At 65.9% G+C, this 26320-nt stretch carries 24 protein-coding genes; 2 read left to right on the top strand and 22 right to left on the bottom strand.

Annotated features, from left to right (window positions below; all coding sequences use genetic code 11):
- Positions 1-43: 43 nt before the first annotated feature.
- The 5 genes from L1081_RS03580 to L1081_RS03560 all read right to left on the bottom strand — a co-directional run bounded on the left by L1081_RS03580 (position 44) and on the right by L1081_RS03560 (position 4819).
- Complete coding sequence (locus L1081_RS03580; RefSeq protein WP_489415218.1) at positions 44-1030, bottom strand: ABC transporter permease subunit; 987 nt, start codon at positions 1028-1030, stop codon at positions 44-46.
- Positions 1031-1035: 5 nt separating this feature from the next.
- Positions 1036-1911, bottom strand: a complete 876-nt coding sequence (locus tag L1081_RS03575) for a branched-chain amino acid ABC transporter permease (protein WP_354375753.1) — start codon at positions 1909-1911, stop codon at positions 1036-1038.
- 84 nt (positions 1912-1995) lie between these two features.
- Positions 1996-3192 (bottom strand): ABC transporter substrate-binding protein, encoded by a 1197-nt coding sequence (locus tag L1081_RS03570; protein ID WP_489415217.1) that lies wholly within the window; start codon positions 3190-3192, stop codon positions 1996-1998.
- A 52-nt stretch (positions 3193-3244) separates the two neighbouring features.
- A complete protein-coding gene (locus L1081_RS03565; protein ID WP_489415216.1) occupies positions 3245-3961 on the bottom strand; it encodes an ATP-binding cassette domain-containing protein in 717 nt (238 codons plus the stop codon).
- An 87-nt stretch (positions 3962-4048) separates the two neighbouring features.
- A complete protein-coding gene (locus L1081_RS03560; protein ID WP_489415215.1) occupies positions 4049-4819 on the bottom strand; it encodes an ATP-binding cassette domain-containing protein in 771 nt (256 codons plus the stop codon).
- A gap of 216 nt (positions 4820-5035) precedes the next feature.
- Between L1081_RS03560 and L1081_RS03555 the strand changes: the two genes are divergently transcribed.
- Complete coding sequence (locus L1081_RS03555; protein ID WP_489415214.1) at positions 5036-6235, top strand: AGE family epimerase/isomerase; 1200 nt, start codon at positions 5036-5038, stop codon at positions 6233-6235.
- 16 nt (positions 6236-6251) lie between these two features.
- Here L1081_RS03555 and L1081_RS03550 read toward each other — a convergent pair whose 3' ends face one another.
- The 4 genes from L1081_RS03550 to L1081_RS03535 are packed head-to-tail and all read right to left on the bottom strand — an operon-like array spanning position 6252 to position 11238.
- Positions 6252-7817, bottom strand: a complete 1566-nt coding sequence (locus tag L1081_RS03550; protein WP_489415213.1) for a DHA2 family efflux MFS transporter permease subunit — start codon at positions 7815-7817, stop codon at positions 6252-6254.
- 30 nt (positions 7818-7847) lie between these two features.
- Entirely contained in the window at positions 7848-9188 is a 1341-nt protein-coding gene (locus L1081_RS03545) for an EmrA/EmrK family multidrug efflux transporter periplasmic adaptor subunit (protein ID WP_489415212.1), read from the bottom strand.
- Positions 9189-9227: 39 nt separating this feature from the next.
- Complete coding sequence (locus L1081_RS03540) at positions 9228-10709, bottom strand: efflux transporter outer membrane subunit (RefSeq protein ID WP_489415211.1); 1482 nt, start codon at positions 10707-10709, stop codon at positions 9228-9230.
- Positions 10702-11238 (bottom strand): MarR family winged helix-turn-helix transcriptional regulator, encoded by a 537-nt coding sequence (locus L1081_RS03535; RefSeq protein WP_124961626.1) that lies wholly within the window; start codon positions 11236-11238, stop codon positions 10702-10704. Before L1081_RS03535 ends, L1081_RS03540 begins: the two co-directional genes overlap by 8 nt.
- Before the next feature lie 77 nt (positions 11239-11315).
- Here L1081_RS03535 and L1081_RS03530 point away from each other — a divergent pair, with 77 nt between their 5' ends.
- Positions 11316-13100 carry an ABC transporter transmembrane domain-containing protein gene (locus L1081_RS03530; RefSeq protein WP_489415210.1) on the top strand — a complete coding sequence of 595 codons (1785 nt, stop codon included), beginning with the start codon at positions 11316-11318 and terminating at the stop codon, positions 13098-13100.
- A gap of 24 nt (positions 13101-13124) precedes the next feature.
- Here the strand turns inward: L1081_RS03530 and L1081_RS03525 are convergent, their stop codons facing one another.
- From L1081_RS03525 to L1081_RS03465, 13 genes are read right to left on the bottom strand one after another with little or no spacing between them, the layout of a single operon-like run.
- The gene (locus tag L1081_RS03525) at positions 13125-13598 is read right to left on the bottom strand and encodes a DUF1178 family protein (protein ID WP_489415209.1); all 474 of its coding nucleotides are present in this window, start codon (positions 13596-13598) and stop codon (positions 13125-13127) included.
- A 7-nt stretch (positions 13599-13605) separates the two neighbouring features.
- On the bottom strand, positions 13606-14211 hold the full coding sequence (locus L1081_RS03520; protein ID WP_489415208.1) for an NUDIX domain-containing protein: 606 nt from the start codon (positions 14209-14211) through the stop codon (positions 13606-13608).
- A gap of 5 nt (positions 14212-14216) precedes the next feature.
- Positions 14217-14525: a DUF2818 family protein gene (locus tag L1081_RS03515; protein WP_319426793.1), complete on the bottom strand. Its 309-nt coding sequence runs from the start codon at positions 14523-14525 to the stop codon at positions 14217-14219.
- 16 nt (positions 14526-14541) lie between these two features.
- Positions 14542-16029 (bottom strand): NADH-quinone oxidoreductase subunit NuoN, encoded by a 1488-nt coding sequence (gene nuoN, locus L1081_RS03510; RefSeq protein ID WP_489415207.1) that lies wholly within the window; start codon positions 16027-16029, stop codon positions 14542-14544.
- Between the two features lie 24 nt (positions 16030-16053).
- On the bottom strand, positions 16054-17532 hold the full coding sequence (locus L1081_RS03505) for an NADH-quinone oxidoreductase subunit M (protein WP_319426796.1): 1479 nt from the start codon (positions 17530-17532) through the stop codon (positions 16054-16056).
- Positions 17533-17557: 25 nt separating this feature from the next.
- On the bottom strand, positions 17558-19588 hold the full coding sequence (gene nuoL, locus L1081_RS03500; RefSeq protein ID WP_489415206.1) for an NADH-quinone oxidoreductase subunit L: 2031 nt from the start codon (positions 19586-19588) through the stop codon (positions 17558-17560).
- Between the two features lie 7 nt (positions 19589-19595).
- Complete coding sequence (gene nuoK / locus L1081_RS03495; protein ID WP_012748597.1) at positions 19596-19904, bottom strand: NADH-quinone oxidoreductase subunit NuoK; 309 nt, start codon at positions 19902-19904, stop codon at positions 19596-19598.
- On the bottom strand, positions 19901-20563 hold the full coding sequence (locus L1081_RS03490) for an NADH-quinone oxidoreductase subunit J (RefSeq protein ID WP_489415205.1): 663 nt from the start codon (positions 20561-20563) through the stop codon (positions 19901-19903). The genes nuoK and L1081_RS03490 overlap by 4 nt, the downstream gene beginning before the upstream one ends.
- A 38-nt stretch (positions 20564-20601) precedes the next feature.
- Positions 20602-21147, bottom strand: coding sequence for an NADH-quinone oxidoreductase subunit NuoI (gene nuoI, locus L1081_RS03485; RefSeq protein WP_012748599.1), 546 nt, complete (start codon positions 21145-21147; stop codon positions 20602-20604).
- A 17-nt stretch (positions 21148-21164) separates the two neighbouring features.
- The gene (gene nuoH, locus L1081_RS03480) at positions 21165-22241 is read right to left on the bottom strand and encodes an NADH-quinone oxidoreductase subunit NuoH (RefSeq protein ID WP_489415204.1); all 1077 of its coding nucleotides are present in this window, start codon (positions 22239-22241) and stop codon (positions 21165-21167) included.
- Entirely contained in the window at positions 22238-24400 is a 2163-nt protein-coding gene (gene nuoG / locus L1081_RS03475; protein WP_489415203.1) for an NADH-quinone oxidoreductase subunit NuoG, read from the bottom strand. Before nuoG ends, nuoH begins: the two co-directional genes overlap by 4 nt.
- 21 nt (positions 24401-24421) lie before the next feature.
- The gene (gene nuoF, locus L1081_RS03470) at positions 24422-25762 is read right to left on the bottom strand and encodes an NADH-quinone oxidoreductase subunit NuoF (protein WP_489415202.1); all 1341 of its coding nucleotides are present in this window, start codon (positions 25760-25762) and stop codon (positions 24422-24424) included.
- Positions 25762-26310 carry an NADH-quinone oxidoreductase subunit NuoE family protein gene (locus L1081_RS03465; protein WP_225613275.1) on the bottom strand — a complete coding sequence of 183 codons (549 nt, stop codon included), beginning with the start codon at positions 26308-26310 and terminating at the stop codon, positions 25762-25764. Before L1081_RS03465 ends, nuoF begins: the two co-directional genes overlap by 1 nt.
- Positions 26311-26320 lie beyond the last annotated feature (10 nt).

The raw sequence follows: 26320 nt of genomic DNA, 5'->3' as shown, positions 1-26320 counted from the left end.
CGCCAGAAGCGAAGAAGGCGGACAGGGTCCGCCTTCTTTCGTTTCAGGCCTTCCTGCCGCGGCGCCGGTCGACGAAGGCGATGATCTCGCCCATGATCCCGCGCCGGAACGCCAGCACGCAGATCACGAAGATCAGGCCCGTGACCATGGTGACCGACTCGCCCAGCGTGTTGAACCAGTCGACACCGGTGAGGCGCGCCATGAAGGTGCCGAAGTCGCCCACCTTGTTCTCCAGCAGCACCACGACCGCCGAGCCCACCAGCGGGCCCGACAGCGTGCCGAGGCCGCCCACCAGCGTCATCAGGATCACATGGCCCGATGCGGTCCAGTGCACGTCGCTCAGCGAGGCGAAGCCGAGCACCAGCGTCTTGAGCGAGCCGGCCAGGCCCGACAGGGCGGCCGAGATCACGAAGGCCAGCAGCTTGAAGCGGTTGACGTCGTAGCCGAGCGAGATGGCGCGCGGCTCGTTCTCCTTGATGCCCTTGAGCACCTGTCCGAACGGCGAATGCACGGTGCGCGCAATGAGCAGGAAGGCCGCCACCACGATCACCAGCGCCACGTAGTACATCGTGAGGTCGTCGCTCAGGTCGATGAGGCCGAAGAGCTTGCCGCGCGGCACGCTCTGCAGTCCGTCCTCGCCGCCCGTGAACGGTGCCTGCAGCGCGACGAAGTACATCATCTGCGCCAGTGCCAGCGTGATCATCGAGAAGTAGATGCCCTGGCGGCGGATGGCCAGCCAGCCGAATACCAGTCCCAGCAGCGCGCCGGCCAGCGTGCCCATGACGAGGCCGAGCTCGGGCGTGAAGTGCCAGACCTTGAGCGCCTGTCCCGTGAGGTAGGCCGAGCCGCCGAGGAACGCGGCATGGCCGAAGGACAGCATGCCGGTGTAGCCCAGCAGCAGGTTGAAGGCGCAGGCGAAGAGCGCAAAGCACAGCACCTTCATCACGAACACCGGATAGAAGCCGATGAAGGGTGCGGCGACGAGTGCCAGCAGCAGCACCCCGTAGACGACGAGCGATATTTTCTTCATGGACTTCACTTCTCGCTGCCGAACAGGCCCGCGGGGCGGATCAGCAGCACCACGACCATGATCACGAACACTACTGTGGCCGAAGCCTCCGGGTAGAACACCTTGGTCAGGCCCTCGATCACGCCGAGCCCCAGGCCCGTGAGGATGGCGCCCATGATCGAGCCCATGCCGCCGATCACGACCACCGCGAACACGATGATGATGAGGTTCTGCCCCATCAGCGGCGAGATCTGGATCACCGGCGCCGCGAGCACACCGGCAAAGGCCGCCAGCGCCACGCCGAAGCCGTAGGTCAGCGTCACCATCAGCGGCACGTTGACGCCGAAGGCCTCGACCAGCCGCGGGTTCTCGGTGCCGGCGCGCAGGTAGGCGCCCAGCCGCGTCTTCTCGATTGCATACCAGGTGGCAAAGCACACCACCAGCGACGCCACCACCACCCATGCGCGGTAGTTGGGCAGGAACATGAAGCCCAGGTTGGTGCCGCCGCTCAGTGCCTCGGGCGTGCTGTAGGCCAGGCCCGACACGCCGTACACCGAACGGAAGCCGCCTTCGATCAGCAGCGTGAGGCCCAGCGTGAGCAAGAGGCCGTAGAGGTGGTCGAGCTTGTAGATCCAGCGCAGCAGCAGCCGCTCGATCAGCACGCCGAACAGGCCGACGATGAGCGGCGCCACCGCCAGCATGACCCAGTAGTTGACGTTGAAGTAGTTCATCGCCATCCACGACAGCACCGCGCCCATCATGAACAGCGCGCCATGCGCGAAGTTGATGACGTTGAGCAACCCGAAGATCACCGCCAGCCCCAGGCTCAGGATCGCGTAGAACGACCCGTTGACCAGCCCCAGCAGGAGCTGGCTCAACAGGGCAGGCATAGAAATATTCATCGTGAATGGAATCGAGGTTCAGAAAGGAGGCAGCGGCTTTGCGGGGGGGCCACCGCGTACGGCCGCCTCCCGCTCAGGCAACAGTTACTTCCACAGCGCGCAGGTGCTTTCTTCCTTGGTCGTGTAGACCTGGTCGCCCGGCACCTTCTTGATGATCTTCAGCAGGTCCCACGGGCCCTTGGATTCGGACGGCTTCTTGACCTCGGCCAGCAGCATGTCGTGCACCATGCGGCCGTCGGGGCGGATCACGCCCTTGGCGTAGAAGTCGTTGATCGGCGTCTTCTTGAGGTGCGCCATGACCTTGTCGGCATCGGTGCTCTTCACCGCTTCCACGGCCTTGAGGTAGGCCATGGTGGCCGAGTAGTCGGCGGCCTGGATGTCGGTCGGCTTGTTCTTGGTCTTGGCTTCGTAGCGCGCGGCCCACTTGCGCGACTCGTCGTCGGCATCCCAGTACCAGCTGGTGGTGTGCAGCAGGCCCTGCGTGGCCGGCAGGCCCAGGCTCTTCACGTCGGTGAGGAACACCAGAAGGCCCGCAACCTTCATCGACTTGTCGATGCCGAATTCCTTCGATGCCTTCATCGAATTGATGAAGTCGCCGCCGGCATTGGCCAGGCCCAGCACCTGGGCCTTGGAGTTCTGCGCCTGCAGCAGGAAGGAAGAGAAGTCCGACGCATTGAGCGGCGCCCGCACCGTGCCCACCACCGAGCCACCCTTGGCCTTGACCACCTTGGCGGTGTCGGCCTCGAGCGCATGGCCGAAGGCATAGTCAGCCGTCAGGAAGAACCAGCTCTTGCCGCCCGTATCGACCACCGCGCCGCCGGTGCTCTTGGCGAGTGCAACCGTGTCGTAGGCGTAGTGCACGGTGTAGGGGCTGCACTGCGCGTTGGTGAGCGCCGAGGTGGCCGCGCCGTTGGTGAAGAACACGCGCTTCTTTTCCTGCGCCACCTTGGCGGTGGCCAGCGCCACGCCCGAATTGGTGCCCGCGAAGATCATCGTGGCACCCGCCGTGTCGATCCACTCGCGCGCCTTCGAGGCGGCGATATCGGGCTTGTTCTGGTGGTCGACGCTCAGCACCTCGACCGGCTGGCCGAGCACCTTGCCGCCCATGTCGTCGATGGCCATCTGGATAGCCGTTGCGCCGCCCTTGCCTTCCAGGTCGGCGTACAGGCCCGACAGGTCGCTGATGTAGCCGATGACGACCTTCTCCTGCGCCTGCACGGCATGGCTCGCAAGACCCGCGGCCCCGAGCATGAGAGCAATGATTTTGAGCTTGGTTTGCATGGTGTCTCCTGGAATGGTTGAGAGAATCAACGGAAAAAAAACGTGGCCGCGGCTACACGCCCAGCAGCTCGCTGAGCACGGGCATCTTGGCGTCGAGCTCCTTGGCGCCGAAGGCCTCGACCATGCGGCCGTGCTCCATCACGTAGAAGCGGTCGGCCAGCGGTGCGGCAAAGCGGAAGTTCTGCTCCACCATCACGATGGTGTAGCCCTTGCCGCGCAGCGTGTGGATCATCCGGGCGAGCGCCTGCACGATGACGGGCGCGAGACCTTCGGAAATCTCGTCGAGCAGCAGCAGCCTGGCGCCGGTGCGCAGGATGCGTGCCACCGCCAGCATCTGCTGCTCGCCGCCCGACAGCCGCGTGCCCGGGCTGTTGCGGCGCTCGGCCAGGTTGGGGAACATCTCGTAGATCTCGGCCACCGACATGGCCGGCCCCGCACCCTTGACGTTCTTGAGCGGCGGCGGCAGCAACAGGTTTTCCTCGGCCGAGAGGCTGGCGAAGATGCCGCGCTCCTCGGGGCAATAGCCAATGCCCAGGTGCGCGATGCGGTGCGTGGCCATGCCGATGGTCTGCACGCCATTGACTTCGATGCTGCCCTTGCGCGAGCCGGTCAGGCCCATGATCGCGCGCAGCGTGCTGGTGCGCCCCGCGCCGTTGCGCCCGAGCAGCGTCACGACCTCGCCGGGCTGCACCACCATGTTCACGCCGTGCAGCACGTGCGATTCGCCGTACCAGGCGTGCAGATCCTTGATTTCCAGGGCAGCGGTCATAGGGCCTCCTGCCGGGCCGCCCCAAAGGAGGCCCGCGCCCCCTCGGGGGGCAGCGCATACACGAAGTGAGGAGCGTGGGGGCTCATATCAGTGCGCCCCTTGAAGCTGGCCGTCGGTGGTGCCCATGTAGGCCTCCATCACCCGCGGATTTTTTGAGACTTCGGCATAGGGGCCTTCAGCCAACACGGCGCCGCGCTGCAGCACGGTGATGGTGTCGGCAATGGTCGAGACCACGCTCATGTTGTGCTCGACCATCAGGATGGTGCGGCCGGCCGACACGCGCTTGATGAGTTCGGCCACGCGGTGCACGTCCTCGTGGCCCATGCCCTGCGTGGGTTCGTCGAGCAGCATCAGTTCGGGGTCCATGGCCAGCGTGGTGGCGATCTCGAGCGCGCGCTTGTGACCGTAGGGCAGGTTCACCGTGAGCTCGTCGGCCTCGTGCGCCAGGCCGACCTCGTCGAGCAGTTCGCGGGCACGTGTGTTGAGCGGCTCGAGCGTCTTCTCGCTCTTCCAGAAATGGTACGAGGTGCCGAGCGCGCGCTGCAGCCCGAGGCGCACGTTCTCCAGCAGCGTGAGGTGCGGAAACACCGCCGAGATCTGGAACGAGCGGATGATGCCGCGCCGCGCGATCTGCGCCGGCCGCTCGCCCGTGATGTCGTGCCCGTTGAAGAGGATCGTGCCGCTGGTGGGTTCGAGAAACTTGGTGAGCAGGTTGAAGCAGGTGGTCTTGCCGGCCCCGTTCGGGCCGATCAGCGCATGGATCGAGCCGCGCACCACCGAGAGATCGACCTTGCTGACCGCAGTGAACCCCTTGAACTCCTTGGTGAGCTGGCGTGTTTCGAGGATGACGTCGCTCATCTCGCGAAGTCGCCCGGGTTCAGGAAAGATATGTCGGTCATGCGGTCCATCTCATCGCGCCACTGTCGAGCGCGGACCGATTGTTCGTGGCCGCCTCCCGCTTGCATACTGGGGCAAATGCCTATGCTGCAGTGCAACCTGCCGTCGCGACTGTCTCCGGCGGCGCACGACTGTCGTCACAATGACAATGACTCATCGGTTCGAACCCTTACGCCCATGCCGAACTTCCGCTCGCCCGAATTCCTGACCGGCCACATCCTGCACACGCTGGCCTTCTACGAGCCGGTCAGCCGTGACTCATCAGGCGGCTTCTTCCACTTCTTCAAGGACGACGGCACGGTGTACGACCGGCGCACGCGGCACCTCGTCAGCAGCACGCGCTTCGTCTTCAATCATGCGATGGCGTACCGGCGCTTCGGCGATCCGAAGCACCTCGACGCTGCGCGCCACGGCCTGGCTTTCGTGCTGCACGCGCATGCGCAGCCGGGCGGCGGCTATGCGTGGCAGATCGACTGGCACGACGGCCGCGCCGCCGTGCAGGACGGCACGCAGCATTGCTACGGCCTGGCCTTCGTGCTGCTCGCGCATGCGCATGCGCTCATGGCCGGCATCGAAGAAGCGCGCGCGGGGCTCGAAGCCACCTGGCAGCTGATGGAGCGGCATTTCTGGGAACCGCAGCACGCGCTCTATGCCGACGAGGCCACCCCTGATTGGCATGTGGGTGCGTACCGCGGCCAGAACGCCAACATGCACGCCTGCGAGGCGATGCTTGCAGCCTTCGAGGCCACGCAGGACGCGCGCTACCTCGATCGCGCGCTCGCGCTCGCGGAGTCGATCACGGGCCGGCAGGCTGCGCTGGCCGGCGGGCTGGTCTGGGAGCACTACCGCGACGACTGGTCGGTCGACTGGGACTACAACCGCGGCGACAAGAGCAACATCTTCCGGCCCTGGGGCTTCCAGACCGGGCATCTCACCGAATGGGCCAAGCTGCTGCTGCAGCTGGAGCGCGCGCTCGTTGCCGCGGGCCGCGAAGCGGATTGGGCCGTGCCGCGCGCCAGGCACTTCTTCGATACCGCGATGCTCCACGGCTGGGACGCGGCGCATGGCGGCCTCGCCTACGGATTCGGCCCCGACGGCGCGGTGTGCGACGGCGACAAGTACTTCTGGGTGCAGGCCGAGAGTTTTGCCGCCGCCGCCCTGCTGGCCGTGCGCACCGGCGATGCCGGCTACTGGAGCTGGTATGACCGCATCTGGGCATACAGCTGGGCGCATTTCGTCGACCACCGCCATGGCGCGTGGTACCGCATCCTCGCGCCCGACAACCGCAAGATCAGCGACGAAAAAAGCCCGGCCGGCAAGACCGACTATCACACCATGGGCGCGTGCCACGACGTGCTGCGGGCACTCGGCGCCTGAAGCGCAACGCGTGCCCTCAATGGGCGCCGGCCGCGGCGTCGCCACCGCCCGCACCGCCGCGCTGCGGCCTGGCCAGCCACACCAGCGGAATCAGCAGCAGGAACAGGATCGCCGACGCATAGAAGATGTCGTTGGTGGCCAGCATGAACGACTGCTGGTCGACGATGCGGTTGATCTGGCCCATCACCTGTTCGGTGCTCAAGCCGCTGCTCGCCAGCCCCGACATCGCGCTGGCCGCTGCGTTGTTGCCCTGGTTCACCGACTCCGCGAGCTGCGAGTGGTGCAGCGCCGCGCGGTTCTCCCACAGCGTGGTGGTGATCGACGTGCCCATGGCGCCCGCGGTGATGCGCAGGAAGTTCGACAGCCCCGACGCGGCCGCGATGCGGTCGGGCGTGAGGCCCGAGAGCGTGATGGTCACGAGCGGGATGAAGAAGAACGCCATCGCGATGCCCTGGATGATCGTCGGGATGATGATCGTCACGAAGTCGGCCTGCGTGTTGAAGTTCGACCGCATCCACAGCACCAGCGCAAACACCAGGAATGAGAACGTGGCATAGCGCCTCGGATCGATCTTGGCCACAGTGAGCCCGACCAGCGGCGAGAAGAAGATCGCCAGCAGCCCCACCGGCGCCATGATCATGCCGGCCTGCGTGGCGGTGTAGCCCATCCACTGCTGCAGCCACAGCGGCAAGAGCACCACGTTGCCGAAGAACAGGCCATAGGCGATGGCCGTGGCCACGGCGCCCGACCAGAAGTTGCGGCGCTTGAAGAGCGACAGGTCGACCACCGGGTGCTTGTCCGTCAGCTCCCAGATCAGGAAGAACGCGAAGCCGACCACCGCGATCACGGCCATCGTGACGATCTCGGGCGAGTGGAACCAGTCGAGCTCCTTGCCCTTGTCGAGCATGAGCTGCATCGCGCCGACCCACAGCACCAGCAGTGCGAGGCCGATGGCGTCGATCGGCACCTTGTGCGTGCTGCTCTCGCGCTTGCGGTAGAGCGCCCAAGTGATCGCAGCCGCGACGATGCCTACAGGAATGTTGATGTAGAAGATCCACGGCCACGAGATGTTGTCGGTGATCCAGCCGCCCAAGAGCGGCCCCATCACCGGCGCAACCAGCGTGGTCATCGACCACATCGCCATCGCGAGGCCCGCCTTGGCGCGCGGATAGCTCGACAGCAAGAGCGTCTGCGACAGCGGAATCATCGGCCCCGCGACGAAGCCCTGCAGCGCCCGGAACAGGATCAGCGTGGTCATGTTCGGCGCCAGGCCGCACAGCAGCGAGGCGACCATGAACAGGATCACGCTCGCCATGAACAGGCGCACCTGTCCGAAGCGCTGCGTCATGAAACCCGTGAGCGGCACCGCGATGGCGTTGGCCACCGCGAAGCTGGTGATGACCCAGGTGCCTTGCGTGGTGCTCACGCCAAGGTCGCCCGAGATGGCCGGCAGCGACACGTTCGCGATCGACGAGTCGAGCACGTTCATGAAGGTGGCGGCCGACAGCGCGATCGTGCCCCAGACGCGGGCGGCGCCCTCGAGCGGCGGATGCGCGACGTAGGCGGGAGCAGCAGTGGCCATTGGCTTTGCCTCGGGAACCGTGAGCGGCGATCAGCCGGGATGGGACTGCGAAGCGCCGTGTGCCGCGGTTCCGGCCGTTGCCGCGGGCGTGGCGGAGCGGCCCGCCGCGGGCACTATGGCGGCCGTCGGCGCGCCGCGGCCGAGATTCGCGGCCACGATGCGGTCGACTTCGGCATCGGCGCCGTGGTCGAGCTTGCTGTAGACCTGCGTCTGCGAAATGGCGGTGGCGCGCGGCGCGTCGGCCAGCATCTTGCCGCCCTTCTGCGAAATGTCGATCTCGGCATCCATCGACAGACCGATGCGCAGCGGATTGGCCTTGAGCTGCTCGGGGTCGAGCGCGATGCGCACGGGCACGCGCTGCACCACCTTGATCCAGTTGCCGGTGGCGTTCTGCGCGGGCAGCAGCGCAAAGGCGCTGCCGGTGCCCACGCCCAGGCCCGCGACCTTGCCGGTGTATTCCACCTTCTTGCCGTAGACGTCGGCCGTGAGCTTCACGGGCTGGTCGATGCGGATGTTGCGCAGCTGCACTTCCTTGAAGTTGGCGTCGACCCACAGCTGGTTCAGCGGCACGATTGACATCATCGGCGTGCCGGCCGCCACGCGCTGGCCGAGCTGCACGGTACGCTTGGCGACGTAGCCGTCGACCGGCGCGGGCATGGCCACGCGCTGCGTGGCCAGGTAGGCCTCGCGCACCTTGGCGGCGGCGGCCTGCACGCTCGGGTGCTGGGCCACGCTGGTGCCTTCGGTCAGCGACTGGTTGCTGGCCAGCGCTTCGCGCGCGGCCACCACGCCGGCCTGCGCGGCGGCGAGCTGGCTCTTCGCGTTGTCGAGCGCCGTCTCGGCATGGTTGAGTTCTTCCTTCGAAACCGCGCCGTTGCCCGAGAGCGCGCGGCGGCGCTGCAGGTCGTCCTGCGCCTTGGCGATGTCGCTCTGCGCCTTGACGATGTCGGACTGGCGCAGCGTGACCTGCGCGGCCAGCGAGCCGTTGTTGGCGTAGAGCGTGCGCACCTGGCGCACCGCCTGCGCGAGCGCGGCCTCGGCCTGCTCGAGCGCCACCTTCGCATCGGCGGGGTCCAGCTGCACCAGCGGCTGGCCGGCCTTCACGAAGTCGGTGTCGTCGGCGTTGATGGCCATGACGGTGCCGCCGATCTGCGGCGTGATCTGGATCACGTTGCCCTGCACGTAGGCGTTGTCGGTGTCCTCGTAGTGGCTGGCGACCAGCCATTCGTAGAGGCCCCAGCCGCCGCCGGCCACGATCACCACGGCCGCCAGCGCGGTCAGCGCGCGGCGGCGCTTGCCGTTGCCGGCGGGTGCTTCGGGAGCTGCGGAAGCGTTGGCTGCAGCGGGCGTCGGAGTGTTGTTGTCGCTCATGATGGAGTTCTTTCCGAAGACGAAAAAAGTCGATTCAGTTCAGTTCAATGCAGCAGATGAGGCGGGCGCCGTGGCGGTGGCGGTTGCCGGCGGCTGCCAGCCGCCGCCGAGCGCGCGCGCCAGGCCCACCTGCGTGTCGAGCGCGCGCGCGGCCAGGTCGACCGCCAGCCGGCGCTGCGCGAGCACGGCGGTTTCGGCGGTCAGCACGTTGAGGTAGTTGCCCAGGCCCGCGCGATAGCGCTGCACGGCGATGTCGTATGCCCCTTCGGCGGCGGCCTGCGCGGCGCGCTGTTCGGCCTGCTGGCGCGTGATCGACTGGGCGCTGGACACCTGGTCGGCCGCGTCATGCACCGCATCGAGCACGGTGGCGTTGTAGCTTTCGATCGCGGCATCCAGGTCGGCCGCCTTGCCGCGCAGGTTGGCGCGCAATTGGCCGCCTTCGAAGATCGGCAGATGGATCGCGGGGCCCACGCCCCACTGCTCGCTGCCCGACTTGAGCAGCTTGCCGAAACCCAGGCTCTGGAAGCCGACGAAGGCCGTGAGGTTCACGTTGGGATAGAACTGGGTTCTGGCATTGGCCACGTCGCTGGTGGCGGCCTCGACGCGCCAGCGCGCGGCGGCGATGTCGGCGCGGCGGCCCAGCAGGTCGGCCGGAATGCTGGCCTGCAGCGCGATCGGCTTGACGGCCTCCAGCATCGGCGGCTTGAGCGATGCGGACACCTCGGGCTGGCCCACGAGCGCATCGAGCGCGTGCTGCTGCAGCGCGATCTGCTCGCCGAGGGCTTCGATCTGCTGGCGCGCTTCGGGCAGGCCGCCTTCGCTCTGGCGCAGCTCGAGGCGGGTATCGAGGCCCGCGGACACGCGGTCGCGCACCAGCTTGAGCGTTTCCTCGCGCTGGGCCAGCGTGCGCCGCGCCACCCCGAGCTGCTCGTTCAGGCGCGCCCACTGGAAATAGCTGCGCGCCACGTTGCTGGCCAGCAGCACGCGCGCGGCATCGGCATCGGCCGCCGCGGCGTTGGCGCTGCCGATGGCGGCTTCGAGCGCAGTGCGGTTCTTGCCGAAGAAGTCGAGCTCCCAGCTCGCGCCGAGCTGCAGCAGGCCGATGTTCTGCGTGGAGCCGCCGAGCGGCTCGGGGTAGATGTAGTTGCTGTTGAACTTCTGGCGGCTCAGGTCGAGTTCGCCATTGACCTTGGGCTTCAGTGCCGCCCCGGCGATGTCCGCCGAGGCCTGCGCGCGCGCGAGCCGCGCCCGCGCCACCTGCAGGTTCGGATTGCCGGCCACGGCCTGGTCGATTAGCGCGTTGAGCTGCGCATCGCCAAAGGCCAGCCACCATTGGCGCTCGACAGCCGGCACGGCGGCGGCGCTGCGGTCCGCGGCAATGCCCAGCGACGAGGCGTCGCGCAGCCTGGCCTGGGAGCCGATGCCGGCCATGTCGGCACAGCCGGCCAGCGCGGCCATCAGCAGCACGGCGGCAACAATGGAGGTGCGGCGAGCGGCGCGCACGGCAAGGGATTCAGTCATTTTTATCTCCACGGGCCGCCAGGGCCTGGGCGTTGTCGAGAATGCGGCGCAGATAGCCCTTGAGCTGCTCCCACTCTTCCCTGGTGAAACCCGCCAGGTGCTCGTTCTGCACGCGGCTCAGCACGTACGGCACTTCCTGGGCGGCGGCGCGGCCTTCTTCGGTGAGCTCGATGTTGACGACGCGTCGGTCTTCGAGCGAGCGCACGCGCCGGCACAGGCCCTTGGCCTCGAGGCGGTCGAGCAGGCGCGTCATGGCACCGGCGTCAAGTTCGCAGGCCCGGGCGAGTTCGGCCACCGTGGTGGCTGCGCCGACGTGCAGCTTGTACAGCGGCAACCATTGCGGAAAGGTGGGACTGCCGGGCTCGCACATACGGGTTTCTACCGCCTGGGCCACCGCGCTCAGGATGCGGCGCATCAAATACCCGATGCTTTCCTCGGCCTTGTAGGTCTCGGCCCGGTAGAAATCGACCGGCCGGCGCTCGGTGTCGCCGGAGGCTGGCGGGACTTGCGGATTGTCTGCATCGCTCATTGGTCAAAATATTAATTGTCTGGGCAATTATTGTCAAGGCCGCCTTTGCGATGGCAAGGGTCGGTAGAATCCGGGCCATGGCTTCCTCCCCTCTGTCTTCACCGGCCAAGGGCTCGCCCCGATCGCTGTCGGGCCTGAGCCCTTTTCTTCGGCCCTACCGCGTCCAGATCGTGCTGGCGGGCATCTTTCTGGTGATGGCCGCCGTCACCACGCTGGTGTTTCCACTGGCGCTGCGCAGCCTGATCGACGGCGGATTGGTGAGCACCGACAAGGGCGCGCAGACCATGGCACTGCGCGAGCACTTCGGCGCCCTGTTTGCGGTGGCCGTGGCGCTGGGCCTCTTTTCGGCGGCGCGCTTCTATACGGTGAGCTGGCTCGGCGAACGCGTCACGGCCGACCTGCGCAACGCCGTCTACGGCCATGTGCTGCGCCAGAGCCCGGCATTCTTCGAAACCACGCAGACCGGCGAAGTGCTGTCGCGCCTCACGGCCGACACCACGCTGGTCCAGACCGTGGTCGGCTCGTCGCTGAGCATGGGCCTGCGCAATGCCGTCATGGGCGTGGGCGCGCTGGCGGTGCTGATCTGGACCAATCCTTATGTGATGGTCCAGGTGCTGGGCATCCTGGTGCTGGTGGTGCTGCCGAGCATGTGGTTCGGCCGGCGCGTGCGCAAGCTCTCGCGCGCGAGCCAGGACCGGGTGGCCGATTCGAGCGCCATCGCGGCCGAGGTGCTCAACGCGATTCCGGTGGTGCAGAGCTACACCGCCGAATCGCGCGAGGCCGGCCGCTTCAATGCCTCGACCGAAAACGCCTTTCGAACCGCCGTGCGCCGCACCAGGGCGCGTTCGGTGCTGGTGGCCTTCATCATCATCGCCACCTCGGCGGCGCTGCTCTGGGGCCTGTACCAGGGCACGCAGGCGGTGCTGCGCGGCGACATCACGGCCGGCCACCTGGGCCAGACCGTGGTCTACGTGGCCATTCTTGCGAGTGCGACCGCCGTGCTCGGCGAGGTCTATGGCGACCTGCTGCGCGCTGCCGGCGCAACCGAGCGCCTGATGGAACTGCTGCATGCCCCGGCGGCCATCGTTTCGCCGCCCAACCCGGCGGCCGCGCCCGTCCCCGTGGCGGGCAGCGCCGTCAAGCTCGAGGCGGTGACCTTCCACTACCCCTCGCGGCCCGGCACGCCGGCGCTCAAGGACTTCAGCCTCGACATCGCGCCCGGCGAAACCGTGGCCCTGGTGGGATCGAGCGGCGCCGGCAAGAGCACGGTGTTCCAGCTGCTGCTGCGCTACTACGATCCGCAGTCGGGCCGCCTGCTGCTCGACGGCGCGCCGCTGGCCTCGCTCGCGCTGCCCGAGCTGCGCACCCGCATCGGCCTGGTGCCGCAGGATGCCGTGATCTTCTCGGCCAGCGCTTTGGAGAACATCCGCTACGGCCGTCCCGACGCGACCACCGACGAGGTGCATGCCGCCGCCCGCGCGGCCTTTGCGCACGATTTCCTGCAGGCGCTGCCCGAGGGCTACGACACTTTCCTGGGCGAGCGGGGGGTGCGCCTGTCGGGCGGGCAGCGCCAGCGCATCGCGATTGCGCGCGCCATTCTCAAGAACCCGCCGCTGCTGCTGCTCGACGAAGCCACGAGCGCGCTCGATGCGGAGAGCGAGCGCATGGTGCAGGCCGCGCTCGAATCGGCCATGGAAGGCCGGACCACGCTGGTGATTGCGCACCGCCTGGCCACCGTGCAGAAGGCCGACCGCATCATCGTCCTGGACCACGGCGGCATCGTCGAACAGGGAACGCACGCCACGCTGGTGGCGCAAGGCGGGGTCTATGCCCGCCTGGCCGCTCTCCAGTTCACGGCTTGATGAACCGGCGGCGGCAGGCTGCTGCTACTGCAGCGTTTCCTTGAGCGCCGCGGGGATGGCCAGCGGCAGCACCGGAATGCCCTCTTCGAGCAGCGCTTCGGTCTGCTCGCGCGTCGCCTGGCCGCGGATCCCGCGCTCTTCGGCTTCACCGTAGTGCATCCTGCGTGCCTCGTCGGCAAAACGGTCGCCCACGTCCTCGGTCTTTGCGAGAACCTCGCGCACGGCGCGCATCCAGCGGGCCTCCGGCGACTGTTCGGCCGGTGCTTGGGCCTTGGCAGGCGCCGGAGATGCCGACGGCGATGCTGCGGCGCCCTCTGCCGGCGCCTTCGCATTGCCCAGGTTCAGGCGCGGCGCGCTCAGCAGCTTGACGATGCGCGTGTCGGCGCATACCGGGCATTCCACCAGTCCGGCGGCAAGCTGGGTTTCGAAAGCTTCATTGGACGCAAACCAGCCTTCGAAGCCGTGGCCATGCGAGCAGCGCAGATCGAGAACCTTCATGCGCGGATTATCCCGCGCCGCCCTGCGAAGCGGTGGCCTGCCAATCGAGTGACCATGCACCCGAAAGAACGTTCTGCAGCCAGAGCGTGCAGGTCAGCGACTTGGCATCGGTGAGCGTGCCGTCGCGGCACCAGAGCCCAACTTCGTCCGGTGTGGCCGTGAACACGTCGAGAAACTCGCCGTGGTCGAGCTGCCGCTTGCCGAGCGACAGGCCGCGGGCAAAGTAGATGTGGATGATCTCGGTGGAATACGCCACGGCCAGGTGCATGGCACCGGCGTAGGCCCATTCGCTCGCGGTGTAGCCGGTTTCCTCGAGCAGTTCGCGCTGGCCGCAGACGAGCGGGTCTTCGCCCGCATCGAGCTTGCCGGCCGGAAACTCGACCATCACATGTCCGACCGGATAGCGGTATTGGCGCTCCATCACCACACGGCCGTCGTCGAGCAGCGGAATCACCACCACCGCGCCCGGGTGGATCACGTACTCGCGCGTGGCGCTGTGGCCGTCGGGCAGGCGCACGGTGTCGCGGCAGACCTGGAGGAAATTGCCCTTGACCAGGACCTCGCTGGCCGTGCGTTCTTCCTTCAGGTGCGAATCGGCGATGGGAGAAGTCATGTCGGTCATCCGTGCCTGTGCTTCATGAGGTAGCGCCAGGTGAACCCTGGAAAGGCCAGCACGATGAAAAGCGCGCCGGTCACCGCATAGAACTCCCAGCCCTGCGGGGCGATCTGCCCGGCCCGGCTTTCGAACAGCAAACCCACGCCGCCCGCGGCGAAATACAGCACCACCAGTTCGGCGAGCCGCACCGCCAGCGGCTTGGGCCGCGTGGCCAGTGGCACGACGCCGAACAGCCGGTCATTGAAGAACGGCAGGTTGGCCGCCACCAGCGCCACCAGCAGAACGACCCAGACCGATGCGGTTTGCGACACCGTGGGCAGGCCGGGGTCAGTTCGCCAGCGTGGCCACGATGGCCTTGGCGCACAGCGTCATGAGGCCGCCGGGAACAATGCCCAGCACGAGAATCAGCAGGCCGTTGATCGACAGCACGGTGCGCACGTCGCGCGGCGCCGACACGGTGCTGGCCGTGACCGGAGCGTCGAAGTACATGACCTTGACCACCCGCAGGTAGTAGAAGGCGCCGATCAGCGACATGATCACCGCGAACACCGCCAGGCCGATGTAGAGCGCCTGGCCGGAGGCGATCAGCGCCTGCAGCACCGCCAGCTTGGCGTAGAACCCGACCAGCGGCGGCAGGCCCGCGAGCGAGAACATCGCGATGGCCATCACGCCGGCGTACAGCGGGCTGCGCTGGTTCAGGCCGGCCAGGTCGGTGATCTCTTCGCTTTCGAAACCCTCGCGCGCCAGCAGCAGGATGATGCCGAAGCTCGCCAGCGTGGTCAGCACGTAGGTCACGATGTAGAACATCGAAGCGCTGTAGGCGAACTGTGCGTTGTAGGTGTTGCCGTTGACCACGCCCGCCACCAGGCCGAGCAGCATGAAGCCCATCTGCGCAATGGTCGAGTAGGCCAGCATGCGCTTCAGGTTGGTCTGGGCGATGGCGGCCAGGTTGCCCACCAGCAGCGATGCGATGGCCAAGAGCGCCAGCATCTGCTGCCAGTCGATGGCCAGCGGCAGCAGCCCTTCCACCAGCAGGCGGATGATGATGGCAAAGGCGGCCAGCTCGGGCGCCGCGCCGATCAGCAGCGTGACCGCCGTCGGAGCGCCCTGGTACACGTCGGGCACCCACATGTGGAAAGGCGCCGCACCCACCTTGAAGGCCAGGCCCGCCACGATGAACACGAGGCCGAATACCAGCACCTGGTGGTTCACCTTGCCGCTGGCAATGATCTTGAACACTTCGTTGACGTCGAGCGAACCGGTCGCGCCGTACAGCATCGACAGGCCATAGAGCAGGAAGCCGCTGGCCATGGCGCCGAGCACGAAGTACTTCATGGCTGCCTCGCTGGCCACCGCGTTGTCGCGGCGCAGCGCCACCAACGCGTAGCTCGACAGCGTGAGCAGTTCGAGGCCCAGGTAGATCAGCAGGAAGTTGCTGCCCGAGATCATCACGAACATGCCCAGCAGCGCGAACATGCCAATGGTGAACATCTCGCCGCCGCGCAGCATGTCGCGGTCCGCCGCATAGGGCCGTCCGTAGACCAGCGTGACCATCAGGGCCACCGTGGCAAAGCACTTGAGCCAGTTGCCCATGGGATCGCTCACGACCATGCCGCCGAAGCCGTAGACCGTCTTGCCCTCGTTGGCGGCAAGGCCGGTCAGCACGGCCACCGCAGCCAGCGTGAGCAGCGTCAGGACGTAGGTGCGCGTGCGGCGGGCGTCGGTGGTCGACAGGTCGACCAGTGCAATGATGCAGGCCATGACCAGCAGCACGATTTCGGGGTAGATCGCGACCCAGCTGAGTTTGTCAATCATCTCGTTCTCTTCTTCAGCGTGGCATCAGGAGGGCAGCTTCGAGATCGCCACGTGGCGAAGAAGCTCGGTCACGGAAGCATCCATCACGTCGGTGAAGGGCTTCGGATGGATGCCCATCCACAGCACGGCAATGGCCAGCAGCGACAGCATCAGGAACTCGCGGGCATTGATGTCGGTGAGTTCCTTGACATGGTCGTTGCCGACCGGGCCGAGGTACACGCGCTTGTACATCCACAGGGTGTAGGCCGCGCCAAAGATCAGCGCGGTGGCGGCGCCAGCGCCGATCCAGAAGTTGGCCTTGACCGCACCCAGGATCACCATCCACTCGCCCACAAAACCGGCGGTGCCCGGCAGGCCGCAATTGGCCATGGCGAACAGCAGCGCGAACGCGGCGAACTTGGGCATGGTGTTGACCACGCCGCCGTAGTCGGCGATCTGGCGCGAATGCACGCGGTCGTAGAGCACGCCGATGCCAAGGAACATGGCGCCCGACACGAAGCCGTGGGCAATCATCTGCACGATGCCGCCGGACACGCCCAGGTCGTTGAAGATGAAGAAGCCGAGCGTCACGAAGCCCATGTGGGCAACCGACGAGTAAGCCACGAGCTTCTTCATGTCTTCCTGCACCAGCGCCACCAAGCCGACATAGATCACCGCGATCAGCGACAGCGCGATCATGAGCCAGGCCCATTCGTGCGAGGCGTCGGGCGCGATCGGCATCGAGAAGCGCAGGAAGCCGTAGGCGCCGAGCTTCAGCATGATCGCGGCCAGCACGGCCGAGCCGCCGGTCGGCGCCTCGACGTGCACGTCCGGGAGCCAGGTGTGGACCGGCCACATCGGCACCTTGACGGCAAAAGCGGCAAAGAACGCGAAGAACAGGAAGGTCTGCGCCGTCGAGCCCAGCGGCAACTTGTGCCAGCTCAGGATGTCGAAGCTGCCGCCCGACTTGTTGTACAGGTAGATCAGCGCCACCAGCATCAAGAGCGAGCCGAGCAGGGTGTAGATGAAGAACTTGAAGGCCGCGTAGATCTTGTTCGGGCCGCCCCAGATGCCGATGATGAGGTACATCGGGATCAGCGTGGCTTCGAAGAACACGTAGAACAGGATGCCGTCGAGCGCGGCAAACACGCCGATCATGAAGCCCGAGAGAATCAGGAACGCGCCCATGTACTGGTTCACGCGCTCTGTGATCACTTCCCAGGCCGAGATCACGACCACCACGGTGATGAACGAGGTCAGCAGCACCAGCCAGAGCGACAGGCCGTCGACGCCCAGGTGGTAATTGACATTGAAGCGCGCGATCCAGCTGCCCTTCTCGACGAACTGCATCGCGGCGGTGCCGTTCTCGAAGCCCGTGTAAAGCGGCACGGTCACCAGGAAGCTCACGATCGCGCCGACCAGCGCGACCCAGCGCACGCCCCTGGCATGCTCGTCACGGCCGAACGCCAGCAACGCGACACCGAATGCGATCGGCACCCAGATGGCAAGGCTCAACAAACCCATTTTTGTTTTTCTCCAGCGCTAAAGCTCAGCGTTTGAACCAGACGAAGTACGTCATCAGGATGAAGATGCCGAGCAGCATCGCGAAGGCGTAGTGATAGATGTAGCCCGACTGCAGCCAGCGCACCGCGCCAGAGATGCGGCCCACGACCTTCCACGAGCCGTTGACCACCGCGCCGTCGATCAGCGCCTGGTCGCCGCCCTTCCACAGGCCGGTGCCAAAGGCACGCGCACCGCGGGCGAGGATGTTCTCGTTGATCCAGTCGAGGTAGTACTTGTTCTCGAGCAGGCGATAGACCGGGCCGAAGGCGCGCTTGATCGCGGCCGGCAGCGCCGGGTTGACCATGTACATGTAGAACGAGAGCACCACGCCTGCCAGCGCCAGCCAGAACGGCGCCGTCTGCAGGCCATGGATCGCCATGGCCAGCGGGCCGTGGAAGGCTTCTCCGAGTTCCTTCATGGCATGGTGCTTGTTTGCGTCGACTGCGATGGCGTCCTTGAAGAACTCGCCGAAGAGCATCGGCTCGATCGTCATGAAGCCGATCACCACGGACGGAATCGCAAGCAGCACCAGCGGCAGCCACACCACCCAGGGCGATTCGTGCGGCTTGTGGTCGTGGTGGCCGTGGTCGTCGCCGTGCGCGGCATGATCGTCGTGGTGCGCGTCGGGGTTCTGGTCGTAGCGCTCCTTGCCGTGGAACACCAGGAAGTACATGCGGAACGAATAGAACGCCGTCACGAACACACCCGCCAGCACCGCGTAGTAGGCGAACTGTGCGCCCCACAGGTGGCTTTCATGCACCGCTTCGATGATGCTGTCCTTCGAGTAGAAGCCGGCGAAGAACGGCGTGCCGATCAGCGCGAGCGACCCCAAGAGCGACGTGATCCAGGTGATCGGCATGTATTTGCGCACGCCGCCCATCCAGCGGATGTCCTGGTTGTGATGCATGCCGATGATCACCGAGCCCGCGCCTAGGAACAGCAGCGCCTTGAAGAAGGCGTGCGTCATCAGGTGGAACACCGCGACCGAATAGGCCGACGCACCGAGCGCCACGGTCATGTAGCCGAGCTGCGAGAGCGTCGAGTACGCCACCACGCGCTTGATGTCGTTCTGGATGATGCCGAGGAAACCCATGAACAGCGCCGTGATGGCACCGATCACCAGGATGAAGCTCAGGGCCGTGTCGCTCAGCTCGAACAGCGGCGACATGCGCGCCACCATGAAGATGCCGGCCGTGACCATGGTCGCGGCGTGGATCAGCGCGGAGATGGGCGTCGGACCTTCCATCGAATCGGGCAGCCACACGTGCAGTGGGAACTGCGCGCTCTTGCCCATGGCGCCGATGAACAGGCAGATGCAGATCACGGTCACCAGCATCCACTCGGTGCCGGGGAAGGTGATGCCGGCCAGCGTGCCGGCCTTGGCAAAGGCTTCGCCGTAGTTCAGCGTGCCGGCGTAGGCGGCGATCAGGCCGATGCCGAGGATGAAGCCGAAGTCGCCCACGCGGTTGACCAGGAAGGCCTTCATGTTCGCGAAGATCGCTGTCGGCTTGTTGAACCAGAAGCCGATCAGCAGGTACGACACCAGGCCCACCGCCTCCCAGCCGAAGAACAGCTGGAGCATGTTGTTGCTCATGACGAGCATCAGCATCGAGAAGGTGAAGAGCGAGATGTAGGCGAAGAAGCGGTTGTAGCCCTCGTCCTCTTCCATGTAGCCGATGGTGTAGACGTGCACCATCAGCGAGACGAAGGTCACCACGCACATCATCATGGCCGTGAGGCCGTCGACCAGGAAGCCGATTTCCATCTTCAGGCCGCCCACCACCATCCATTCGTAGATGGTGGCATTGAAGCGGGCGCCGTCGGCCACCACGCTCTTGAGCGTCATGGCCGAGATGATGAAGGCGACGAGCACGCCGAGGATGGTCAGCGAGTGCGTGACCTTGCGGCCGATGTGATTGCCGCCGAACTTGGTGCCGAACAGGCCGGCGACGACGGCGCCGACCAGGGGTGCCAGCGGAACGGCCAGCAGGGTGGATGCGGAAAGGGTTGCGCTCATGTTGCTTTCAACCCTTGAGCGAGTTGAGTTCGTCCACGTTGATGTTCGACTTGTTGCGGAACAGCAGGACCAGCAGCGCAAGGCCGATGGCCGACTCGGCCGCGGCCACCGTCAGGATGAAGAACACGAAGATCTGGCCGTGCATGTCGCCCAGGTAGTACGAGAACGCCACGAAGTTCATGTTCACCGCAAGCAGCATCAGCTCGATGGCCATCAGCAGCACGATGAGGTTCTTGCGGTTCAGGAAGATGCCGATCACCGACAGCGCAAAGAGCATGGCGCCGAGCGATAGAAAGTGTCCGAGCGTGAGCGTCATGCCTTGTTTTCCTTTGCCGCTGCTGCTGCGTCTGCGGGTGCTTCCACCACGGGCTCGGCGGCGCGCGTGACCGGCATCTGCACGATGCGCACACGGTCCCGCGCCTTCACGCGCACCTGGTCGGACGGGTTGACGTACTTGCTGTCCTTGCGGGTGCGCAGCGTCAGCGCAATGGCCGCCACGATCGCCACGAGCAGGATGACGGCCGCGATCTCGAGCGGATACAGGTACTCGGAGTACAGCAGCTTGCCGAGCTCGAGGGTGTTCGAGCTGTTGGCCGCCATGGCGGCTCCGGCGCGCGGCGGCTCCGCCAGGCGGAAGCCGCCCATCAGCACGGCGGCCATTTCGAGCGCAATGAGCGCGCCCACGCCGGCTGCCAGCGGAAAGTGCTTCCAGAAACCCTGCCGCAGACCGTCGACGTTGATGTCCAGCATCATCACGACGAACAGGAACAGCACCATCACCGCGCCCACGTAGACGAGCACCAGCGAGATCGCCAGGAACTCGGCGCGCAGCAGCAGCCAGATCGCCGAAGCCTGGAAGAAGGCCAGCACCAGGTACAGCGCGGCGTACACGGGATTGCGGGCAGTGATGACGCGGAAGGCTGCGAACAGCAGCACCGCGGCAAAGAGATAGAACAGACCGGTCTTGACGTCCATTGGAATTCGAGTTGGTACGGGGTTCGGACTGATCGGGATCAGCGGTACTTGGCGTCGGCCGCCTTGTTCGCTGCGATTTCTTTTTCGTAGCGGTCGCCCACGGCCAGCAGCATGTCCTTGGTGAAGTACAGGTCGCCGCGCTTTTCGCCGTGGTATTCGAAGATGTGGGTCTCGACGATCGAATCGACCGGGCAGCTCTCTTCGCAGAAGCCGCAGAAGATGCACTTGGTCAGGTCGATGTCGTAGCGCGTGGTGCGGCGCGAGCCGTCGTCGCGCACATCGGATTCGATGGTGATGGCCAGCGCCGGGCACACGGCTTCGCAGAGCTTGCAGGCGATGCAGCGCTCTTCGCCGTTCTCATAGCGGCGCAGCGCATGCAGGCCGCGAAAGCGCGGCGACAGCGGCGTCTTCTCTTCGGGAAACTGCACCGTGATCTTGCGGGCGAAGGCGTACTTGCCGGTGATGGCCAGGCCCTTGAACAGTTCGAACAGCATGAAGCTGCCCAGAAAGTCCTTGAGCGAGAACGGCGCGGACGCAAGCTTGGAAGGGCGCGCGAGCGCGCCGGCGGTATGCGCAGCAGTCATGATGTTGGCGCTTCCAGTTATTTCCAGATGTTGAACGGGGTCTGCATCCAGGCACCGACCACAACCAGCCACACGAGCGTGACCGGAATGAAGATCTTCCAGCCGAGCCGCATGATCTGGTCATAGCGGAAGCGCGGGAAGGTGGATCGGACCCATAGGAACATGGTGACCACGCAGAAAGTCTTGGCGCCGAGCCAGATCCAGCCCGGGATGAAGCTCAGGAACTCGAACGGCGGCAGCCATCCGCCGAGGAACAGCACGGCGCACAGGATCGAGACCAGCCACATGTTGGCGTACTCGGCCAGGAAGAACATCGCGAAGCTCATGCCCGAGTACTCGATCATGTGGCCCGCAACGATCTCGGACTCGCCTTCGACCACGTCGAAGGGGTGGCGGTTGGTTTCCGCCAGGCCCGAGATGAAGTAGACGACGAAGATCGGCAGCAGCGACAGCCAGTTCCACGACAGGAACCCGATGCCCATGTCGGCGAAGATGCCCTTGCCCTGCCCCGTCACGATGTCGGTCATGTTCAGGCTGGCCGAGACCATCAGCACCACGACAAAGCAGAAGCCCATCGCGATCTCGTAGCTCACCATCTGTGCCGAGGCGCGCAGCGCGCCCAGGAAGGCGTACTTCGAGTTGGATGCCCAGCCCGCGATGATCACGCCGTAGACCTCGAGCGAGGTGATCGCCATCACGAACAGCAGGCCGGCGTTGATGTTGGCCAGCGCCACGTCGGGACCGAAGGGAATCACGGCCCATGCGACGAGCGCCGGCATGATGGTCATGATCGGGCCCAGCAGGAACAGGCCCTTGTTGGCGACCGTCGGAAGAATGATTTCCTTGGTCATCAGCTTGAGCGCGTCGGCGATGGGCTGCAGCAGGCCCAGCGGTCCGATGCGGTTCGGGCCGATGCGGATCTGCGTGAAGCCGATCGCCTTGCGCTCCCAGAGCGTGAGGTAGGCCACGGCCCCCATCAGCGGAAGCACGACCACGATGATCTTGATCAGTGTCCAGATCACCGGCCAGGCCAGGCCTGTCCACCAGCCCGCGTGGACCAGTCCCTGGCCGAAAGCATGCACTGCGTCGATCATGCCAATGCCTCCTCGGCACGGGCCGGAGCAGCCGATGCGTTGCGTGCATCGGCGGTGAGTTGCAGCGACGGTGCACGGCGCACGATCGAGTCGAGTTGATAGATGCTCGCAACCACGGGCACGGCAACCGCGCCATTGGAAGCCACGGCCTTGGCGGCGGTGGCATTGTTCAGCGCATTGGCCGGTACGCTGCCGTTGTCGCCGATGGTGCGCAGCACGTCGGCGGTCGATTCGAATGCAAAGCCCGGCAGGCCGAGCAGGTTGGCCAGCACGCGCAGCACCTTCCAGGCCGGACGCGCTTCGCCTTGCGGCTTCACGACAGCATGGAAACCCTGCACGCGGCCTTCGGCATTGACGAAGGAACCCGGCGTCTCGGTGAACGGTGCGATCGGCAGCAGCACGTCGCTGAACTCGAGGTTGGCCTTGAAGGGGCTGAACGTGACGACCATCTGTGCATTGCCGATGACATCGGCGGCTGCGGCACCCGCGGCTGAGTCGAACACCGGTTCGGTGTTGAGCAGCATCACGGCCTTGAGGCCGGAACCGGCTGCCAGCATGCGGCCGGCGTCGAGGCCGCCGTTCTTGGGGAATGCGCCGACGAGTTGCGCACCCACGGTGTTGGCGGCTTCGGTCAGGTAGCCCACGGTGGCGCCCGTCTGCGCGCCGATCCAGTTTGCAAGGGCCAGCAGGCTGCTGGCTTGCGCGTGGTGGGCGGCGGCATTGCCGAGCAGGATGGCCTTGCGCTCGCCGCTGAGCAGCGAGGCTGCGATGGCTTGCGCGGCAGTGTCGGGCTCGCTCTTCGGTGCCAGCGGTGCGGTCGCGCCGTTGGTCTTGCCGATCGCGGCAGCGACGGCAGCGAGTGCCTCGACCCACTGGTCGGCTTCGACGACGGTCGATTGCGCCACGCTGATGGCCCACGCGTCGCGGTCGGCCATCAGGCCGGCCGAGGTGATCACCGACAGCGCCGCGCCCTTGCGCACAGCCTGGCGGATGCGCTGTGCGAACAGCGGATGGTCCTTGCGCAGGTTCGAACCGACGACCAGCGCGCGCTGCAATTGCGTGAGCGATGCGATCGAGGTGCCGAGCCAGCGCACGCCTTCGAACGCCGCGAATTCGGCATTGCGCAGGCGGTAATCGATGTTGTCGCTGCCGAGTTCACGCGTGAGCATGGCGGCAAGCTGCAGCTCTTCGAGCGTGCTGTGCGGGCTGACCAGCGTGCCGATGCTCTGCGCGCCGTGGTCGGCCTTGATTTGCTTCAGGCCGTTGGCCACGTATTCGAGCGCGGTCTGCCAGTCGACCTGCTGCCACTGGCCGCCCTGCTTGAGCATGGGCTGCGTGAGGCGCTCGGGGCCGTTGAGGGCTTCGTACGAGAAGCGGTCGCGGTCGGCGATCCAGCACTCGTTGACCTCTTCGTTCTCGAGCGGCACCACGCGCATCACGCGGTTGTTCTTGACCTGCACGATCAGGTTGGAACCGGTGGAATCGTGCGGGCTCACCGACTTGCGGCGCGACAGCTCCCAGGTGCGGGCGCTGTAGCGGAACGGCTTGCTCGTGAGCGCGCCGACCGGGCAGATGTCGATCATGTTGCCCGACAGTTCGGAGTCGACCGAATCGCCGAGGAAGGTTTCGATTTCGGAGTGCTCGCCGCGCTGGGTCATGCCGAGCTCCATCACGCCGGCCACTTCCTGGCCAAAGCGCACGCAGCGCGTGCAGTGGATGCAGCGGCTCATTTCTTCCATGCTGATCAGCGGGCCGACGTCCTTGTGGAAGACGACGCGCTTTTCTTCTTCGTAGCGCGAAGAAGAACCGCCGTAGCCCACGGCCAGGTCCTGCAGCTGGCACTCGCCGCCCTGGTCGCAGATCGGGCAATCGAGCGGGTGGTTGATCAGGAGGAACTCCATGACCGACTGCTGCGCCTTGATGGCCTTTTCGCTCTTGGTGCGAACGATCATGCCCTGCGTGACGGGCGTGGCGCAGGCCGGCATCGGCTTGGGCGCCTTTTCCACGTCGACCAGGCACATGCGGCAGTTGGCCGCGATGCTGAGCTTCTTGTGATAGCAGAAGTGCGGGATGTAGGTGCCCGCCTTGTCGGCCGCATGCATCACCATGCTGCCTTCGGTCACTTCGACCTTCTTGCCGTCGAGTTCGATTTCGATCATGAGTAGTGTTTCTTCTCGCGCTCAGGCCTGGACGGGCGCCTTCGGGACGTAGCCCGGAATCAGGGCCTCGAACTCGTGACGGAAGTGCTTGATCATGGCGCGCACCGGCATGGCCGCCGCGTCGCCGAGCGCGCAGATCGTGCGGCCCTGGATGTTGTCTGCCACGGAGTTCAGCAGGTCCATGTCCGACGCCCTGCCCTGCCCGTTGTGGATGCGGTCCACCACGCGGTACAGCCAGCCCGTGCCTTCGCGGCACGGCGTGCACTGGCCGCAGGATTCGTGCATGTAGAAGTACGAAAGGCGCCGCAGCGACTCGACCATCGAGCGGCTGTCGTCCATCACGATCACCGCGCCCGAGCCCAGCATGGAGCCGGCCTTGGCGATGGAGTCGTAGTCCATCGTGCATTCCATCATGATCGAAGCCGGCAGCACGGGCGACGACGATCCGCCAGGGATCACGGCCTTGAGCGTGCGGCCCTTGCGAACGCCGCCGCACAGTTCGAGCAGCTTGGAGAACGGCGTGCCCATGGGCACTTCGTAGTTGCCCGGCAGTTCGACGTCGCCGCTCACCGAATAGATCTTGGTGCCGCCGTTGTTCGGCTTGCCGCATTCGAGGTAGGCCGGACCGCCGTTGTTGATGATCCAGGGCACCGCCGCGAAGGTCTCGGTGTTGTTGATGGTGGTCGGCTTGCCGTAGAGGCCGAAGCTCGCCGGGAACGGCGGCTTGAAGCGCGGCTGGCCCTTCTTGCCTTCGAGCGATTCGAGCAGCGCCGTTTCCTCGCCGCAGATGTAGGCGCCGAAGCCGTGGGCCGCGTGCAACTGGAAGTTGTACGTACTGCCCATGATGCCGTCGCCAAGGTAGCCGGCGGCGCGCGCCTCTTCGAGCGCTTCCTCGAAACGGTCGTAGCTCTGGAAGATCTCGCCGTGGATGTAGTTGTAGCCCACGCTGATGCCCATCGCATACGCGGCGATGGCCATGCCTTCGATCACGATGTGCGGGTTGAACTGCAGGATGTCGCGGTCCTTGCAGGTGCCCGGCTCGCCTTCGTCCGAATTGCAGACGAGGTACTTCTGGCCCGGGAACTGGCGAGGCATGAAGCTCCACTTCAGGCCCGTGGGGAAGCCTGCGCCGCCGCGGCCGCGCAGGCCCGAGGCCTTGACTTCGGCGATCACCTGGTCGGGCGTGAGGCCCTCGGTGAGGATCTTGCGCAGTGCCTTGTAGCCGCCGCGCGCCTCATAGTCGGCCAGGCGCCAGTTGGTGCCGTCGAGGCCGGCGTAGATCTGCGGCTCGATGTGGCGGCCATGGAAACAGGTCTGGACGCCCGTGGCCTGGAATTGCTGGAGCACTTGTTCGGGCGACATCAGGCGGCCTCCCCTTTGGTTGAGCCGCGCAGACCGTCGATGAGCTGGTCGAGCTTCTCGTTGCTCATGAAGCTGCACATGGTGCGGTCGTTGACCAGCATCACGGGCGAATCGGCGCAGGCGCCCAGGCATTCGCTCTGCTGCAGTGTGAACATGCCGTCGGCCGTGGTCTCGCCCATCTTGATGCCGAGCTTCTTCTCGAGGTGGACCAGCGCGGTGACGCCGTCGCGCAGCTGGCACGGCAGGTTGGTGCACACGTTGAGCTTGAACTTGCCCACCGGGTGCTGGTTGTACATGTTGTAGAAGGTCGTGACCTCATGCACGGCGATGGGCGCCATGCCGAGGTACTCGGCGATCTCGCGCTCGCGCTGCATGCTGATGAAGCCTTCGTCCTGCTGGACGATGGCCAGGCAGGCCATCACGGCCGACTGCTTGCCCGCTTCGGGGTACTTGGCGACTTCGCGCGCAAAGCGCTCGAGAATTGCCGGCTTCAGAGGAGCAGAAGGCGCCGAGGGCGCCGTGTCATGGTGGGTCGAGGAAGTCGTCATTCGCTCTTTC

Origin of the sequence: Variovorax sp. MSC1_012, from assembly GCF_023667525.1 — a bacterium.
GTDB lineage: Bacteria > Pseudomonadota > Gammaproteobacteria > Burkholderiales > Burkholderiaceae_C > Variovorax > Variovorax beijingensis_B.
The sequence above is the reverse complement of the archived record's forward strand: the minus strand, read 5'-3'. Positions and strand labels throughout refer to the sequence as shown.

What these genes read in the sequence shown, in the direction of transcription:
- L1081_RS03560 (WP_489415215.1), bottom strand. Translation starts at nt 4,819, where the DNA reads ATGAGCGACGTCATCCTCGAAACACGCCAGCTCACCAAGGAGTTCAAG.
- L1081_RS03505 (WP_319426796.1), bottom strand. Translation starts at nt 17,532, where the DNA reads ATGGGTTTGTTGAGCCTTGCCATCTGGGTGCCGATCGCATTCGGTGTC.
- nuoK (WP_012748597.1), bottom strand. Translation starts at nt 19,904, where the DNA reads ATGACGCTCACGCTCGGACACTTTCTATCGCTCGGCGCCATGCTCTTT.
- L1081_RS03565 (WP_489415216.1), bottom strand. Translation starts at nt 3,961, where the DNA reads ATGACCGCTGCCCTGGAAATCAAGGATCTGCACGCCTGGTACGGCGAA.
- nuoN (WP_489415207.1), bottom strand. Translation starts at nt 16,029, where the DNA reads ATGATTGACAAACTCAGCTGGGTCGCGATCTACCCCGAAATCGTGCTG.
- L1081_RS03570 (WP_489415217.1), bottom strand. Translation starts at nt 3,192, where the DNA reads ATGCAAACCAAGCTCAAAATCATTGCTCTCATGCTCGGGGCCGCGGGT.
- L1081_RS03465 (WP_225613275.1), bottom strand. Translation starts at nt 26,310, where the DNA reads ATGACGACTTCCTCGACCCACCATGACACGGCGCCCTCGGCGCCTTCT.
- L1081_RS03520 (WP_489415208.1), bottom strand. Translation starts at nt 14,211, where the DNA reads ATGACTTCTCCCATCGCCGATTCGCACCTGAAGGAAGAACGCACGGCC.
- nuoF (WP_489415202.1), bottom strand. Translation starts at nt 25,762, where the DNA reads ATGTCGCCCGAACAAGTGCTCCAGCAATTCCAGGCCACGGGCGTCCAG.
- L1081_RS03550 (WP_489415213.1), bottom strand. Translation starts at nt 7,817, where the DNA reads ATGGCCACTGCTGCTCCCGCCTACGTCGCGCATCCGCCGCTCGAGGGC.
- L1081_RS03555 (WP_489415214.1), top strand. Translation starts at nt 5,036, where the DNA reads ATGCCGAACTTCCGCTCGCCCGAATTCCTGACCGGCCACATCCTGCAC.
- L1081_RS03490 (WP_489415205.1), bottom strand. Translation starts at nt 20,563, where the DNA reads ATGGACGTCAAGACCGGTCTGTTCTATCTCTTTGCCGCGGTGCTGCTG.
- nuoI (WP_012748599.1), bottom strand. Translation starts at nt 21,147, where the DNA reads ATGACTGCTGCGCATACCGCCGGCGCGCTCGCGCGCCCTTCCAAGCTT.
- nuoG (WP_489415203.1), bottom strand. Translation starts at nt 24,400, where the DNA reads ATGATCGAAATCGAACTCGACGGCAAGAAGGTCGAAGTGACCGAAGGC.
- L1081_RS03530 (WP_489415210.1), top strand. Translation starts at nt 11,316, where the DNA reads ATGGCTTCCTCCCCTCTGTCTTCACCGGCCAAGGGCTCGCCCCGATCG.
- L1081_RS03575 (WP_354375753.1), bottom strand. Translation starts at nt 1,911, where the DNA reads ATGAATATTTCTATGCCTGCCCTGTTGAGCCAGCTCCTGCTGGGGCTG.
- nuoL (WP_489415206.1), bottom strand. Translation starts at nt 19,588, where the DNA reads ATGAGCGCAACCCTTTCCGCATCCACCCTGCTGGCCGTTCCGCTGGCA.
- L1081_RS03580 (WP_489415218.1), bottom strand. Translation starts at nt 1,030, where the DNA reads ATGAAGAAAATATCGCTCGTCGTCTACGGGGTGCTGCTGCTGGCACTC.
- L1081_RS03545 (WP_489415212.1), bottom strand. Translation starts at nt 9,188, where the DNA reads ATGAGCGACAACAACACTCCGACGCCCGCTGCAGCCAACGCTTCCGCA.
- nuoH (WP_489415204.1), bottom strand. Translation starts at nt 22,241, where the DNA reads ATGATCGACGCAGTGCATGCTTTCGGCCAGGGACTGGTCCACGCGGGC.
- L1081_RS03525 (WP_489415209.1), bottom strand. Translation starts at nt 13,598, where the DNA reads ATGAAGGTTCTCGATCTGCGCTGCTCGCATGGCCACGGCTTCGAAGGC.
- L1081_RS03535 (WP_124961626.1), bottom strand. Translation starts at nt 11,238, where the DNA reads ATGAGCGATGCAGACAATCCGCAAGTCCCGCCAGCCTCCGGCGACACC.
- L1081_RS03540 (WP_489415211.1), bottom strand. Translation starts at nt 10,709, where the DNA reads ATGACTGAATCCCTTGCCGTGCGCGCCGCTCGCCGCACCTCCATTGTT.